The sequence below is a fragment of the Intrasporangium sp. Soil_C_50 genome (assembly GCF_057656595.1).
Window position 1 is genome coordinate 1,100,186 of the sequence record NZ_JBDGKB010000001.1, and the last position, 13,682, is coordinate 1,113,867.

The 13,682-nt window shown below is 72.3% G+C and carries 14 protein-coding genes; 13 read left to right on the plus strand and 1 reads right to left on the minus strand.

What is annotated here, in order from left to right; all coding sequences use genetic code 11:
• The first annotated feature begins 82 nt into the window (after positions 1-82).
• The 7 genes from AC3A5R_RS05100 (at position 83) to AC3A5R_RS05130 (ending at position 7,273) form a co-directional block, all read left to right on the plus strand.
• Positions 83-1,087 carry a phosphotriesterase family protein gene (locus AC3A5R_RS05100; RefSeq protein ID WP_487619645.1) on the plus strand — a complete coding sequence of 335 codons (1,005 nt, stop codon included), beginning with the start codon at positions 83-85 and terminating at the stop codon, positions 1,085-1,087.
• A gap of 1 nt (position 1,088) precedes the next feature.
• Positions 1,089-2,063 (plus strand): phosphotriesterase family protein, encoded by a 975-nt coding sequence (locus AC3A5R_RS05105; protein WP_487619646.1) that lies wholly within the window; start codon positions 1,089-1,091, stop codon positions 2,061-2,063.
• A 12-nt stretch (positions 2,064-2,075) separates the two neighbouring features.
• The gene (locus AC3A5R_RS05110; RefSeq protein WP_487619647.1) at positions 2,076-3,200 is read left to right on the plus strand and encodes an FAD-dependent oxidoreductase; all 1,125 of its coding nucleotides are present in this window, start codon (positions 2,076-2,078) and stop codon (positions 3,198-3,200) included.
• Between the two features lie 3 nt (positions 3,201-3,203).
• Positions 3,204-4,112, plus strand: a complete 909-nt coding sequence (locus AC3A5R_RS05115; protein ID WP_487619648.1) for an alpha/beta hydrolase — start codon at positions 3,204-3,206, stop codon at positions 4,110-4,112.
• A complete protein-coding gene (locus AC3A5R_RS05120; RefSeq protein WP_487619649.1) occupies positions 4,109-5,053 on the plus strand; it encodes an MBL fold metallo-hydrolase in 945 nt (314 codons plus the stop codon). The genes AC3A5R_RS05115 and AC3A5R_RS05120 overlap by 4 nt, the downstream gene beginning before the upstream one ends.
• 20 nt (positions 5,054-5,073) lie before the next feature.
• Entirely contained in the window at positions 5,074-6,798 is a 1,725-nt protein-coding gene (locus tag AC3A5R_RS05125; protein WP_487619650.1) for a CocE/NonD family hydrolase, read from the plus strand.
• A gap of 127 nt (positions 6,799-6,925) precedes the next feature.
• Positions 6,926-7,273 (plus strand): hypothetical protein, encoded by a 348-nt coding sequence (locus AC3A5R_RS05130; protein WP_487619651.1) that lies wholly within the window; start codon positions 6,926-6,928, stop codon positions 7,271-7,273.
• Between the two features lie 25 nt (positions 7,274-7,298).
• Here the strand turns inward: AC3A5R_RS05130 and AC3A5R_RS05135 are convergent, their stop codons facing one another.
• On the minus strand, positions 7,299-8,186 hold the full coding sequence (locus AC3A5R_RS05135) for a LysR family transcriptional regulator (protein ID WP_487619652.1): 888 nt from the start codon (positions 8,184-8,186) through the stop codon (positions 7,299-7,301).
• Between the two features lie 71 nt (positions 8,187-8,257).
• Between AC3A5R_RS05135 and AC3A5R_RS05140 the strand changes: the two genes are divergently transcribed.
• From AC3A5R_RS05140 to AC3A5R_RS05165, 6 genes are all read left to right on the plus strand, one after another.
• On the plus strand, positions 8,258-9,442 hold the full coding sequence (locus tag AC3A5R_RS05140; RefSeq protein ID WP_487619653.1) for a thiolase family protein: 1,185 nt from the start codon (positions 8,258-8,260) through the stop codon (positions 9,440-9,442).
• Positions 9,442-10,137 (plus strand): 3-oxoacid CoA-transferase subunit A, encoded by a 696-nt coding sequence (locus AC3A5R_RS05145; protein ID WP_487619654.1) that lies wholly within the window; start codon positions 9,442-9,444, stop codon positions 10,135-10,137. Before AC3A5R_RS05140 ends, AC3A5R_RS05145 begins: the two co-directional genes overlap by 1 nt.
• A complete protein-coding gene (locus AC3A5R_RS05150) occupies positions 10,137-10,802 on the plus strand; it encodes a CoA-transferase (RefSeq protein WP_487619655.1) in 666 nt (221 codons plus the stop codon). Before AC3A5R_RS05145 ends, AC3A5R_RS05150 begins: the two co-directional genes overlap by 1 nt.
• 104 nt (positions 10,803-10,906) lie before the next feature.
• On the plus strand, positions 10,907-11,581 hold the full coding sequence (locus tag AC3A5R_RS05155) for an HD domain-containing protein (RefSeq protein WP_487619656.1): 675 nt from the start codon (positions 10,907-10,909) through the stop codon (positions 11,579-11,581).
• A 2-nt stretch (positions 11,582-11,583) separates the two neighbouring features.
• A complete protein-coding gene (locus AC3A5R_RS05160; protein WP_487619657.1) occupies positions 11,584-12,357 on the plus strand; it encodes an IclR family transcriptional regulator in 774 nt (257 codons plus the stop codon).
• 65 nt (positions 12,358-12,422) lie between these two features.
• On the plus strand, positions 12,423-13,682 hold the full coding sequence (locus tag AC3A5R_RS05165; protein ID WP_487619658.1) for a cytochrome P450: 1,260 nt from the start codon (positions 12,423-12,425) through the stop codon (positions 13,680-13,682).

Here is a 13,682-nt window from a genome sequence, read left to right on the forward strand (position 1 = left end):
CGATCACTCTCTTGACGCTCTGTAAAGTCACCGGTTAACGTGACACGCCATGCGGCACCGCTGCCGCAGCGAAAGGACTCCGATGCCTGCGAGCAGCCCCTCCACCACCGACGCCCCGCGCCCCACCGTCAACACGGTCCTCGGCCCGGTCCCCGCCGACGACCTCGGTGTCGTGTCGGTCCACGAGAGCCTCCTGTCGGTGCTCCCCGGTGCCCAGTACGCCTACGACGTCACGATCGACCGGGCCGAGGTCTTCGAGCGGCTCGAACGCCGGCTCACCGACTTCCGCGACGCCGGCGGTGGCACCGTCGTCGACGCCTCGGGGATGTTCCACGGCCGCGACCTGCGCCTCTACGAGGCCCTGTCCCGCGCCACCGGGGTGCACGTCGTGGCCTCGACGGGCCAGGGGCCCGAGGCGCTGCTCGGCGGCTACTTCCTCACGCCGCAGACCAACCCGCCGACCCCGTGGCCCGCCGAGCGGTTCGCCGACCTCTTCGCCCGCGAAGTGGCCGAGGGCATGGTCGTGCCGCGCGTCGAGCGACGCGGCGCAGCGGGTCTCGTCGCCACCACCGCCACCCGCACCGGGATGACCCCCACCGACGAGAGCCTCTTCCGCGGCGCGGCCCGGGCCGGGCTCGCGACGGGCGTCCCCGTGTCGATCCGCTACGGCGCCGACGCCGTCGCCGACCTGCAGGTGGTGCTCGGCGAGGGCCTCGCGGCCGACCGCGTCGTGGTCGGCGGTCTCGACCGCACCGACGCCGTCGACGCAGGCGCCCACCTGGCCGTGGCCGCGCGCGGCGCCTACGTGGCGATCGACCACGTCGGCTCCGAGGGCGATGGCCACGTCACCGACAAGGAGCGCACCGCCCTCGTCACCGAGCTCGTCGACGCGGGCCATGCCGAGCGGATCCTGCTGTCCTGCAGCGCAACCGGCGCTGCCTTCGGACACGAAGGCATCGACACGGCATACGCCCACGTGCTGACCACGTTCGCCCCCGCCCTGCGGGCCGAGGGGCTGAGCGACGACGACGTCCAGAGCATCCTCGTCGCCAACCCACGCGCTCTGCTCACCGTAAAGGCGCACTGACATGTCCAGGGTCAACACCGTCCTCGGCACGGTCCCCAGCGCAGAGCTCGGCTTCGTCGCCGTCCACGAGCACATCGGCTACGGCATGCCGGGCTCCGAGCTCGACACGCAGTGGTGGAAGACGCCCGAGCAGCGCTACGAGGAGACCGTGCCCAAGCTCCGGGCGTTCCACGAGAACACGCAGCCGTGGGGTGGCGCCACCTTCGTCGACGCCACCGGCATCTGCAACGGCCGCGACGTCAGCTACTACCAGTCGCTGTCGGAGAAGACGGGCGTGCACATCGTCGCCTCGACCGGCTTCGTCGGCGGCGACACCGCGCTGGCCTTCTTCGAGCGGGCGAGCGTCGAGTACCTCACCGAGCAGTTCGTCCACGAGATCACGGTCGGCATCGGCTCGACCGGGGCCCGGGCCGGCATCATCAAGGTCGGCGTCAGCCGCGGCTTCCGGATGAAACCCCTCGACCTGCGCATCTACCGGGCCGCGGCCCGGGCCGCACTGGCCACGGGCGTGCCGATCTTCACCCACCTCGCCGTCGACGTCGAGCCCGCCCTCGACGTCTTCCGCGAGGAGGGCCTCCCCCTGGACCGGGTGCTCTTCGGCCACGCCGACGACGGGGTCAGCCAGGGCAAGGTGCGCGACACGTGGATCGCCGACCAGGGCGGCCGCATCGGCTTCGACACCTTCGGCTACGACCTCGAGCTGCCCGACCCACCCTTCTGGGGCCGTCCCCGCCGCGAGCGCCTTGACCACTTCCTGCGCTACGTCAAGGGCGGCCGCGTCGACAGCGTGCTCGCCTCGGCCGACGCCAACTGCAGCCCACTCGGCTGGCCCGGCGTCAAGGGCCACACCGTCAACTACCTCTTCGAGGTGCTCCTTCCAGCCCTGCGCGAGGAGGGCGTCGACGAGGAGACCATCACCCGCATCTTCGTCGACCTGCCGGCCGACTTCCTGTCCCTCAAGACCTTCCCGAGCTGACCGAGGACCACCATGAAGATTTCAGAGCTGAAGAACCTCCGCGTCGCCGTCGTCGGCGCCGGGTACGCCGGCGCGGCCGCCGCCCGCGCCCTGGCCAACGCCGGCGCGGACGTCACCGTCTACGAGCAGGCCTCGCAGATCCGCGAGGTCGGCGCCGGCATCGGCCTGCGCCCCTCCTCGATGGCCCAGTTCGAGCGGTGGGGCATCGGCGCCGCGATCAAGGCCGTGAGCTCGCCCAGCGACGGCTTCGAGATCCTCACCGCCGACGACCACCGCATCGCCCGCGAGGAGTGGCCCGAGAAGGCCGCCTACGGCGAGACCACGCACCTCATCCACCGCGGCGACTTCATCGAGGCCCTCGTCGGCTCCCTCCCCGACGGCATGGTCCGGCTCGGGCACCGGCTCGAGACCGTCACCGACCACGGCGGCTCGGCGACGCTCGGTTTCGCGAACGGTGAGACCGCCACCGCCGACCTCGTCGTCGGCGCCGACGGCATCAGGTCGGTCGTCCGCGAGCGGCTCTTCACCGATGCGCAGCCGGTCTTCGCCGGCGAGCACGCCTACCGCGCCGTCATCGACATCGACGAGACGTTCGGCATGGCCGAGGACGGCGACCTGCGCATGTTCATCGGCCGCGGCACCAAGGTCTACCTGCTGCCGCTGCTGCACCGCCGCCAGGTGTCCTTCGACGTCACGGCCCTCAACGCTGACGGCACGTGGGCCCCCGCCGTGACCAAGGACGACATCGTGGCAACCGTCCAGGGCTTCGACGAGCGGATCATCCGGATGACCGAGGGCCTCGACATGGACACCGTCAACGTCCGCGCCGTCTACGACATCGAGCCCGTCGAGCGTTGGCACACCGACTCGGTCGTGCTCATCGGCGACGCGGCGCACGCGATGTGCCACCACCAGGGCCAGGGCGCCAACTCGGCGATCCTCGACGCCGGTGCCCTCGCCGACGTGCTCGGCGCCGCCGACTCGGTGCCCGAGGCGCTCGCCTCCTTCCAGGCCACCCGCAAGCCGGTCACCGACGAGCTGCAGCGGATCTCGCGCCAAGGCTGGACCGAGGACGAGCTCGACGACGTCTTCCCCGGCCAGAAGCCCGGTCAGGTCGCCGCGACCGTCCGGAGCTGACCCATGGCCCTGCACCCCGAGATCGCGAAGGTCCTCGCCACGCTCCCCCCGCCACCGGACGGGCCGCTCGACCCCGCGGCGCTCCGCGCGGCCGAGGAGTCGCAGGTGCCGCCACCCGCTGACCGGCTGCCGCTGCACACCGTCACCGACAGCACCGTGCCGACGCCGGCAGGTGAGGTGCCGGTCCGCGTCTACACCGCGAGCGCGCAGCCGCGCTCCGGCGTCGTCGTCCACCTCCACGGCGGCGCGTTCTTCCTCGGCAGCCTCGACACGCACGACCACGTCGCGCGGTCGCTGGCGGCCGAGACCGGCCGCACCGTCGTGTCCGTCGGCTACCGCCGCGCACCCGAGGCGCGCTTCCCCGCGGGACTCGACGACGCGTACGCCGTCGTCCGCTGGGCGCACCGACCGGGCGAGCCGCTCGCCCTCGTCGGCGACAGCTCGGGCGGCACGTTCGTCGCGGCGGTGACCGCGCTGGCCCACGACGACGGCTTCGACGGCATCACCCACCAGGTCCTGTACTACCCGTCGCTCGACCTCGACTTCGACCCGGACCGCTACCCGTCGCTGCGCGAGAACGCCGTCGGCTACGGGCTCGAGACCGCGGGACTCAAGCCGTTCAACGCCTTCTACCTCGAGTCCGGCGCCGACCCCGCCGACCCGCTCGTGTCACCGATCAAGCGTGCCGACCTCACCGGCCTGCCGCCGGCGCTCGTCGTCACCGCCGAGCACGACCCGCTGCGCGACGAGGGCGAGCGCTACGCCGAGCGGCTGCGCGCGGCGGGCGTGGCCGCCACGACCAGCAGGTACGCCGGTGCCGGCCACGGCTTCGTCCAGCACTTCTCGTGGCTGCCGGAGTACCACCGGGTGTTCGTGGAGACCGCGGCCTTCCTCGACGAGGAGGTCCGATGACCGTCGCCGTCCACCCGCTCGCGTCGCCCTGGGGTCGCTTCCACCTCTACAGCTTCTTCATCGACGCACCCGAGCCGGCCATCGTCGACACCGGCATCGCCTCCTCCCCCGCCGAGGGCATGGCCCCGGCGCTCGAGGCCATCGGTCGGCGGATCGAGGACGTGCGGTGGATCCTGTTGACCCACGGGCACATCGACCACGTCGGCGGCGCGCACGCCCTGTGGGAGCTGACCGGTCGTCGGGCGAAGGTCGTCATCCACGAGGCCGACGCGCCGATGGTGCGCTCGCGGGCCGCGCACGTCGACGAGTACGCGGCCGGGCGGGGTCGGTACCTCCAGGGCGCGGACGGCGTCGCCACGGTCGCCGCCGCCGGGCGTGCCGCGATCTCGGGTGAGATGGAGCCGGCCGTGCTCGTGCGCGGCGGCGAGACGCTGTCGCTCGGCGGCGACGTCACGGTGTCGGTCCACCACGTGCCCGGGCACACCCCCGGGTCGGTCGCCTACGTGCTCGACGGCCAGGACGACGTCTTCGTCGGGGACGCGGTGCAGGTGCACGGCGCCGCGAACGGCTTCCCCGGCTTCGTCGACCCGGACGCCTACCGTGCGAGCCTCCTCCGCCTGCGCGACCAGGTCCGCCCGAACCACCTCTACCTCGGGCACCCCTACCGGACGACGGACGGCACGCCCTACGGCGTCGAGCTCGACGCGGACCAGGCGAGAGCCGCCCTCGACGAGAGCCTCGCCGTCGAGGCCCGGGTCGCCAGGGCGGCACACGACTGCCTCAGCGCCGGGCTGCGCGAGTCCGACTCTCCCTACTCGCCCTTCGCCCCTGCGGCCGAGGCCCTCGGCTACTCCGGCGACCCCACCCTCGAGCCGTCGCCGTTCTTCACCTCGATGCACGGCTACCGCGCCCACCACCCCGACCGCCAACAGACGTCGTGAACGAACGGAGCCCCTCGACCATGGCTGACGTCCAGACCATCACCGCCGGCGTGCAGAAGATCGTGGTCCGCAAGGACCTCGCCGTCCCGATGCGCGACGGCATCACCCTGGCCGCCGACGCCTACCACGGCGTCGACGACCGGCCCCGACCCGCGCTCGTGGCCCTCAGCCCCTACGGCAAGGAGCTGCAGGCACTCGCTCTGACGACACCGCCGCAGCGCCGCCCCTCCCCCATGTGGGACGGCTGCATCGAGGCCGGCGACATCGCCCGCGTCGTCGCCGAGGACTACGTCCACGTCATCGGTGACCTCCGCGGCTCCGGCGCGTCGGAGGGCGAGCACATCGGCAACTACAACGCCGGCGGGGTCTCGCTCGGGCAGGACGCGTACGACGTCATCGAGTGGGTCGCGGCGCAGCCCTGGTGCGACGGCAACGTCGGCATGATCGGCATCTCCTACTTCGGCTCGATGCAGGTGTTCGCGGCGGCCGAGCGGCCCCCGAGCCTCAAGGCGATCTTCGTCAGCGGCGGCCACTACGACTTCTACGAGACGACCTACCACGGCGGCGTCATGTGGTTCATGCCGCGCGCGGCACGCGAGGGACGTGGTGGTGACTCCGGCTGGGCGTTCACCGATCGCGTGAGGTCGCGGATGCTCGAGACGTACTCACCGGAGGAGATCGAGGCCCGGGTCGCCCAGCGGCTCGAGGACCCCGACATCGCGGCCTGGCCCAACCTCGTGCACCTGCTGCACTACCCCACCAACCACGAGGCGTGGTTCGACATCGTCCTGAACGAGCTCGACGGCGACTGGTACGAGGAACGCAACCCGGTCAATCTCGCGAAGAACATCGACATCCCCGTCTACCTGCAGATCGACCAGGGCCGGGGCTGGACCGTCGACGGGCACATCGAGCTGTTCGAGCAGCTGACGGGCCCGAAGCGGCTCGACATCGGCTCCTACCCACCCATGCAGTCGCGCCCCTGGGTCGAGGAGCACGACACGATGTTCCGCTGGTACGAGTACTGGCTCAAGGGCATCGACAACGGGATCATGGACGAGCCCGCCGTGAGCGTCTTCGTCGAGGGCACTCGGGAGGTCCTCACGGGCGACCAGTGGCCGCCGAAGGACGTCTCCTACCGACCGCTCTACCTCCGGCCGCGGCGCAGGCTCTCCTCCTCCCCCGAGCTCATGGGCACCGAGCATGCCGCCCCCGAGGGCTTCTACCAGGCGCCGCTCACCGTCACCGACCAGGTGCAGATGCTCGACTGGAGCACGCCGGCGTTCGAGGAGCCGACCGAGATGGTCGGCGCCGGTGCGGCCCACCTCTTCGTCGAGATCGACCAGCCCGACACCAACCTCATCCTGCGGCTGTGGGACGAGTCACCCACCGGCAAGAGGCAGCTGGTCACGACCGGCTTCCTCAAGGCGTCGCACCGCGAGCTCGACGAGCGCACCACCGAGGGCAACCCCTACCACCCGCACACGCGCTCGGTGCCGGTCGAGCCCGGGGTCGTGGAGGAGTACGTCGTGCGGCTCTACCCGTTCGCGGCGACCCTCCTGCCGGGACACCGGCTCGTCGTGCAGCTGTCGAACGACGAGCCCCTCGCCGACGAGCACAACGCGCTGCTGCCGCCCGACGCGTTCCACCTGCCGGTGGGCCGCCCCGTCACCCACAAGGTCTACCGCGACGCCGCCCACCCGTCCCGTCTCGTCCTCCCCTTCACCGCCCGGTCCGGCGGCTGAGGCACCGGTGCCGTGCCGGGCCGGGCCGGGCCGGGCCGCCTGTCGGTGGCCGACTGGCCCGCGTACCGTCGAGAGATGGCCGCATCCCGCGACCGGCACGACACCATCGACCGACCGGAGGCGTCGCATGAGCGATGACCAGGTGGCCCGCAATCTCAAGGGCATGGACGATCTCGACTTCACGGGCTGTAACACCGCGGACTGGCACGGCGTGTTCGCCCATCACCACACAGACGACGTCCTCGTCGACTGGAAGGGAACGCCGCCGACCCACGGCATCGAGGAGCACATCGACGCCATGAAGGCCTACGTGGAGTCCGCCGGCGGCACGCCGCCGCAGATCACGGCGCACCCCATCGGGTTCGGGTCCGGCGAGTGGACCTGTGTCATCGGAGAGTTCGAGGGCGGCGGCCGGATGGTGACCGTCGCGAAGTGGAAGGACGGCGCCATCGCCGAGGAGTACATCTGGGCCTGAGCACCGGAGGGCGCTCGCCCACCACCTACCCCACCACCTCGCGCACGACGGCGAGCGTGCGGGTCAGGTGCGGCTCGTGCCGGTCGGCCCGGTGGGCGACGACGAGCTCGACGCTGGAAGCAGGGCGCGCCAGCGGACGGTAGACGATGCCCTCGAGGGCGAGCGCCTGCACCGGCTCGGGAACGACGGCCACCCCCAGTCCGCCCGCCACCAGGGTGACGAGCGTCGAGGTCTCCCCCACCTCGTGCCGGACCGTCGGCTCGAACCCGGCGTCCCGACACAGGCGGAGCACGACGTCGTACATGGCCGAGCGCCGGTCGGCCGAGTGGACGATGAGGTCCTGCCCGCGCAGGTGGGCCACGTCGACCCGGGTGCGCCGGGCCAGCGGGTGACCGGCGGGCAGGGCGAGGACGAGCCGGTCGCGTCGCAGGGAGATGACGGCGAGCGCCGGGTCGGAGACGGGGGGCCGGAGGAAGCCGACGTCGATGGCCCCCTCGCGCAGGGCCTGCACCTGCTCGGAGGCGAGCATCTCGCCGCGGAAGGAGAAGTCGACGCCGGGCAGCTCCTCGGCCAGCCGGGCCGACAGCTCGGGCAGCAGGCTGTAGGTCACGGAGCCGACGCAGCCGACGACGAGCCGGCCGAGGCTCCCGGCCGCGACGCGTCGGGCCTCGGCCGCGGCCTCGTCGACGGCGCCGAGGATGGCCCGGGCTCGGGCGAGGTAGGCCGCCCCGGCCGGCGTCAGGTCGACACGGCGGGTGGTCCGGACGAACAGCTGCGCCCCGACCTCGGCCTCGAGCCGGCGGATCTGCTGCGAGAGGGGCGGCTGGGCCATGTGCAGCCGCTCGGCGGCCCGGCCGAAGTGCCGCTCCTCGGCGACGGCGACGAAGTAGTCGAGGTGGCGGAGCAGATCCATACATCAACGATACTCAGTCATGTCCGATCTTGATACTTCACGATATCGAATCGGCCTCGTAGGCTCGCACCGTGACCTCGTTCGTCTATGCAGCCATCCGCACCCCCTTCGGCAAGTTCAACGGCAGCCTCGCCGGGACCCGCCCCGACGACCTCGCCGCCCACGCCATCTCGTCCATTTTGTCGCGTACGCCCGGGCTCGACCCGGCCCGCGTCGACGACGTCGTGTGGGGCAACGCCAACGGCGCCGGTGAGGAGAACCGCAACGTCGGCCGCATGGCGGCGCTGCTGGCCGGCATGCCGGTCAGCGTGCCCGGCACGACCGTCAACCGGCTGTGCGGGTCGAGCCTCGACGCCGTCCACGTCGGCTCCCGGGCCATCGAGACCGGGGACGCCGACATCGTGCTCACCGGAGGCGTCGAGTCGATGACGCGCGCCCCGTGGGTCATGCCCAAGCCGTCGCGGCCCTTCCCCGCCGGCGACCTGACCGCGGTCTCGACCGCCCTCGGCTGGCGACTCGTCAACCCCCGGATGAACCCGGCGTGGACCGTCTCGCTCGGCGAGGCCAACGAGCAGCTGCAGGAGAGGTTCGGCATCTCGCGCGAGCGGCAGGACGAGTTCGCCGCCCGGTCGCACACCCTCGCGCACCAGGCGTGGGAGGACGGCTTCTACGACGACCTCGTCGTCCCGCTCGAGGGGTCCGAGCTGACCCGCGACGAGAGCATCCGCCCCGGCAGCACGGTCGACACGCTCGCGACCCTCAAGCCCTCCTTCCGCAAGGACGGCACCATCACCGCGGGCAACGCCTCCCCCCTGAGCGACGGCGCGTCGGCCGTCCTGCTCGGCTCCGAGGCCGCGGCGGACGCCATCGGCACGAGCCCGCTGGCCCGCATCGCCGGCCGCGCCGCCTTCGCCCTGACGCCGCAGGAGTTCGGGTACGCGCCGGTCGAGGCCGCGAACCGTGCGCTCGAGCGGGCCGGCATCGGCTGGGACGCCGTCGGAGCGGTCGAGCTCAACGAGGCCTTCGCGGTGCAGTCGCTGGCCTGCCTCGACGCGTGGAAGGTCGACCCCGACATCGTCAACACCCGCGGTGGCGCCATCGCCATCGGTCACCCGCTCGGCGCCTCCGGGGGCCGCATCGTCGGCACCCTCGCCAAGGTGCTCCGCGAGCGCAGCGAGCGCTGGGGTGTCGCGGCGATCTGCATCGGCGTCGGCCAGGGCCTGGCCGTCGTGCTCGAGAACGTCGAGGCGAGCTGATGGGCCGGACCACCATCCTCGACACCGCCGACGCGGCGGTCGAGGGCATCGAGGACGGCTCGACCGTGCTCGTCGGCGGTTTCGGGCTCGCCGGGATGCCCTTCGACCTCATCGACGCCCTGATCCGCCAGGGCGCGACCGACCTGACCGTCGTGGCCAACAACGCGGGCAACGGCGAGGTGGGCCTCGCGGCCCTGCTCAAGGCCGGACGCGTCCGCAAGGTCGTCTGCTCGTTCCCGCGACAGGTCGACTCCTACGTCTTCGACGACCTCTACCGCACCGGACGCGTCGAGCTCGAGGTCGTCCCCCAGGGCAACCTCGCCGAGCGGATGCGGGCGGCCGGTGCCGGCATCGGCGGCTTCTACTCCCCCACGGCGGTGGGCACCCCACTCGCCGAGGGCAAGGAGTCACGGGTCATCGACGGGCGCGAGTACCTGCTCGAGCTGCCCATCCGCGGCGACTACGCCCTCGTCTCGGCGCACCGGGCCGACCGGATGGGAAACCTCGTGTACCGCAAGACCGCCCGCAACTTCGGGCCCGTCATGGCCACCGCCGCCGACACGACGATCGTCCAGGTCTCCGAGATCGCCGAGACCGGTGCGCTCGACCCGGAGGCCGTCGTCACGCCGTCGATCTTCGTCGACCGCGTCGTCCGGGTCGAGGCCCGCCACTACACCGTCCAGGGAGCCCGCTGATGACCGCCACCGAGCACCTCGACCGCGGACCGCTGTCGATGGACGAGCTGGCCGCGGTGATGGCCGCGGACATCCCGGACGGGTCGTTCGTCAACCTCGGCATCGGGCAGCCGACGAAGATCGCCGACCACCTCACCGCCGAGCAGGGCGTCGTCCTGCACACCGAGAACGGGATGCTCAACATGGGTCCGGCGGCGTCGGGCGACGACGTGGACGCCGACCTCACCAATGCCGGCAAGGTGCCGGTGACCGAGCTGCCCGGCGCCTCCTACTTCCACCACGCCGACTCCTTCGCGATGATGCGCGGCGGCCACCTCGACGTGTGCGTGCTCGGCGCGTTCCAGGTCTCCTTCGACGGCGACCTCGCCAACTGGGACACCGGCGAACCCGGGTCCATCCCAGCCGTCGGCGGGGCGATGGACCTGGCCATCGGCGCGAAGCAGGTCTTCGTCATGATGCGGCTGTTCGGCAAGGACGGCACGCCCAAGCTCGTCCCACGCTGCACCTACCCGCTCACCGGCGTCGGCTGCGTCAGCCGGGTGTACACCGACCACGGCGTCTTCCGGGTCGGCCCCGGCGGCGTCGACCTCCTCGCCACGTACGGCTCGAGCGTCCGCGAGCTGCGCGAACGGCTCGGGCTCCCGTCCGCCGTCGGCACCGCCTGACCACCGCCATCCGACCCGGACGATCCCCGACCGACCCCGGTCCACTTCCACTGGGTGGAACCGGCCCCTTGTCCGCGCGGCCCGGGCCGCGGTGCAATGGCGGCGTGCTGCCCAAGCTCGAGCCCCGTGCCAACCACTACGGCCAGGACGTCTCCCGGTTCGTCCCCGACCCCACCGGCGCCACCCTCGACCCCCACCACGTCGACATCTGGCAGCGCGCCGCGACGTACCTCGCCGTGCGCGACAACGACGTGCACACCCTCTATGCGCACGGGCTCGCCCGTGCGCTCCTCGGGCACCACCCGGAGGCGGACCCCGAGGTCGTGCTGCCCGCGATCCTGCTGCACGACACCGGGTGGTCGCAGGTGCCGGAGTCCGATGTCCTCGCGGCGATCGCCCCGGGCGCCGGCAACCGCGAGACGGTCCTGCGCCACGAGAAGGAGGGCGCGCGCATCGCTGCGGCCATCCTCGCCGACGTGGGCCACGACGCCACCCGCGCGGCCCGGGTCGTCGAGATCGTCGACGGCCACGACAGCCGCCGGGAGGCCCTCTCGGTCGAGGACGCGATCGTCAAGGACGCCGACAAGCTCTGGCGCCTCACGCCGCACGGCGTCGACACCGTCATGGACTGGTTCGGTCTGAGCCGGGCGCAGGCCCACCGTCTCATCGACGCGCGCGTCCACGACCACCTGTTCACCGACGCCGCGCGCACCATGGCGCGCGCCCTGTCGGCCGTCGCGGGCGCCGACACGCTCCCCCAGCGCATCGCCCTGGGCTGAGCATGGCCGGTCGGGGCGAGGACTCCTCCACGCCGGGGCGCACCGTCACGAGCAAGGCGCTGGCCCTCCTGGCCGCCTTCGAGAGCGCGCCCGGTCCGCTGTCGCTGACGCAGCTGGCCGAGCGGGCCGAGCTGCCGCTGCCGACCGCCCACCGGCTCGTCGCCGAGCTCGTCGACTGGGGCGCCCTCGAGCGCGACGAGCACGGCAGGTACGCCGTGGGGCTGCGCCTGTGGGAGATCGCCCAGAACGCCCAGCGCGAGCTGCGCGACGCGGCGCGGCCCTACCTGCAGGACCTCTTCTCGCTGACGCAGGAGACGGCCCACCTCGCGGTGCGCGAGGGCCACGAGGCCCTCTACATCGACCGGATCTACAGCTCCAAGCGCGTCCCCCGCGCCTCGCGCGTCGGCGGGAGGCTGCCCCTGCACGCCACGGCGGTCGGGAAGGTGCTCCTCGCGTTCGAGGAGCCGTGGGTCCGTGACGCCTACGTCGCCCGCGACCTGGAGGCACCCACCCGGCGCACCCACATCAACCCCACGCGCCTGCTGGCCGAGCTCGACACCATCCGCGAGCAGGGCTATGCCACGACGTACGAGGAGGTGCGCCCGGGGTCGTGCTCGATCGCCGTCCCCGTCCAGGCGGGCGACGGGCGCGTCCCGGCCTCGATCGGCCTCGTCATGCTCTCCACCCAGGCCGACCGCATGGTGCGCTACCTGCCCACCCTGCGCGGCGTCGCGGCGCGCATCGAGCCGGCCGTGTCCCGGTGGAGGGCGTCGTGAAGTCACTTCCGTCCAGTGGAAGTCGGCCGTTGTCCGGCGTCTCCGCACGGGGCCACGATGAGGGCATGTCGAAGACGACGGAGATCCCCACGGCGCAGGCCGGCTGCCCGGTCCACCACGGCTACGAGCCCTTCAAGCTCGACGACCCGTTCCCGGCCTACGCGCAGCTGCGTCAGGAGGAGCCGGTCATGTACGACGAGCGGATCGGCTACTGGGTGGTGACCCGCTACGACGACGTCAAGGCCGTCTTCGACGACTGGGAGACCTTCAGCAGCGAGAACGCGCAGGCCCCGGTCCGCGAGCGCGGTCCCGAGGCCGCGCGGATCATGAAGGAGGGCGGGTTCACGGCGTACTCCGGCCTGTCGGCCCGGGTCCCCCCGGAGCACACCCGCATCCGCAAGGTCGTCGCGAAGGCCTTCACGCCGCGTCGCTACAAGGCCCTCGAGCCGACGATCCGCGCCAACGTCGACGCCCAGGTCGAGGCCTTCCTCGCCCGCCCGGGGCGTCGGGCCGACCTCGTCCGCGACCTGGCCTACACCGTGCCGACGGTCACCATCCTCACCCTCATCGGCGCCGACGTGTCGCAGGTCGACACGTACAAGCGGTGGTCCGACTCGCGCGCCGCGATGACGTGGGGCGACCTGTCCGACGACGAGCAGGTGCCGCACGCGCACAACCTCGTCGAGTACTGGCAGGAGTGCCTTCGCCTCGTCGCCGAGGCCCACGAGACCCAGCCCGACAGCCTCGTCGGCGACCTCGTGCGTGCCCAGCAGGACGGCGACCCGATCACCGACCACGAGATCGCCTCGATCTGCTACAGCCTGCTCTTCGCCGGGCACGAGACCACGACGACCCTCATCGCCAACACCCTGCGCGTGCTGCTCGCCCACCCCGACCAGTGGCAGCAGGTGGTCGCCGACCCGAGCCGCATCGCCGCCGCCGTCGACGAGGTGCTGCGGTTCAGCCCCTCGATCGTGGCCTGGCGCCGCCGCGCCACGCGGGCGGCCACGATCGGCGGCGTCGATGTCCCCGAAGGCGCGAACATCCTGCTCGTCATGGGCTCGGCCAACCGCGACGAGTCCCGGTTCGACGACGCCGAGTCGTTCGACATCTCCCGTCCGAACGCCCGCGAGCACCTCGCGTTCGGGTTCGGCATCCACTACTGCCTGGGCAACATGCTCGCCAAGCTCCAGGCCAAGATCGCCGTCGAGGAGGTCGCGCGCCTGGCGCCCGGGCTGCGCCCGGTGCAGGACGAGCCGGTCCACTTCGGCGACAACCTGTCCTTCCGCGTCCCCCTCGCCGTCCCCGTCACCTGGGAGGCCTGA

What these genes read in the sequence shown, in the direction of transcription:
- AC3A5R_RS05120 (WP_487619649.1), top strand. Translation starts at nt 4,109, where the DNA reads ATGACCGTCGCCGTCCACCCGCTCGCGTCGCCCTGGGGTCGCTTCCAC.
- AC3A5R_RS05165 (WP_487619658.1), top strand. Translation starts at nt 12,423, where the DNA reads ATGTCGAAGACGACGGAGATCCCCACGGCGCAGGCCGGCTGCCCGGTC.
- AC3A5R_RS05110 (WP_487619647.1), top strand. Translation starts at nt 2,076, where the DNA reads ATGAAGATTTCAGAGCTGAAGAACCTCCGCGTCGCCGTCGTCGGCGCC.
- AC3A5R_RS05160 (WP_487619657.1), top strand. Translation starts at nt 11,584, where the DNA reads ATGGCCGGTCGGGGCGAGGACTCCTCCACGCCGGGGCGCACCGTCACG.
- AC3A5R_RS05105 (WP_487619646.1), top strand. Translation starts at nt 1,089, where the DNA reads ATGTCCAGGGTCAACACCGTCCTCGGCACGGTCCCCAGCGCAGAGCTC.
- AC3A5R_RS05130 (WP_487619651.1), top strand. Translation starts at nt 6,926, where the DNA reads ATGAGCGATGACCAGGTGGCCCGCAATCTCAAGGGCATGGACGATCTC.
- AC3A5R_RS05125 (WP_487619650.1), top strand. Translation starts at nt 5,074, where the DNA reads ATGGCTGACGTCCAGACCATCACCGCCGGCGTGCAGAAGATCGTGGTC.
- AC3A5R_RS05145 (WP_487619654.1), top strand. Translation starts at nt 9,442, where the DNA reads ATGGGCCGGACCACCATCCTCGACACCGCCGACGCGGCGGTCGAGGGC.
- AC3A5R_RS05100 (WP_487619645.1), top strand. Translation starts at nt 83, where the DNA reads ATGCCTGCGAGCAGCCCCTCCACCACCGACGCCCCGCGCCCCACCGTC.
- AC3A5R_RS05115 (WP_487619648.1), top strand. Translation starts at nt 3,204, where the DNA reads ATGGCCCTGCACCCCGAGATCGCGAAGGTCCTCGCCACGCTCCCCCCG.
- AC3A5R_RS05150 (WP_487619655.1), top strand. Translation starts at nt 10,137, where the DNA reads ATGACCGCCACCGAGCACCTCGACCGCGGACCGCTGTCGATGGACGAG.
- AC3A5R_RS05135 (WP_487619652.1), bottom strand. Translation starts at nt 8,186, where the DNA reads ATGGATCTGCTCCGCCACCTCGACTACTTCGTCGCCGTCGCCGAGGAG.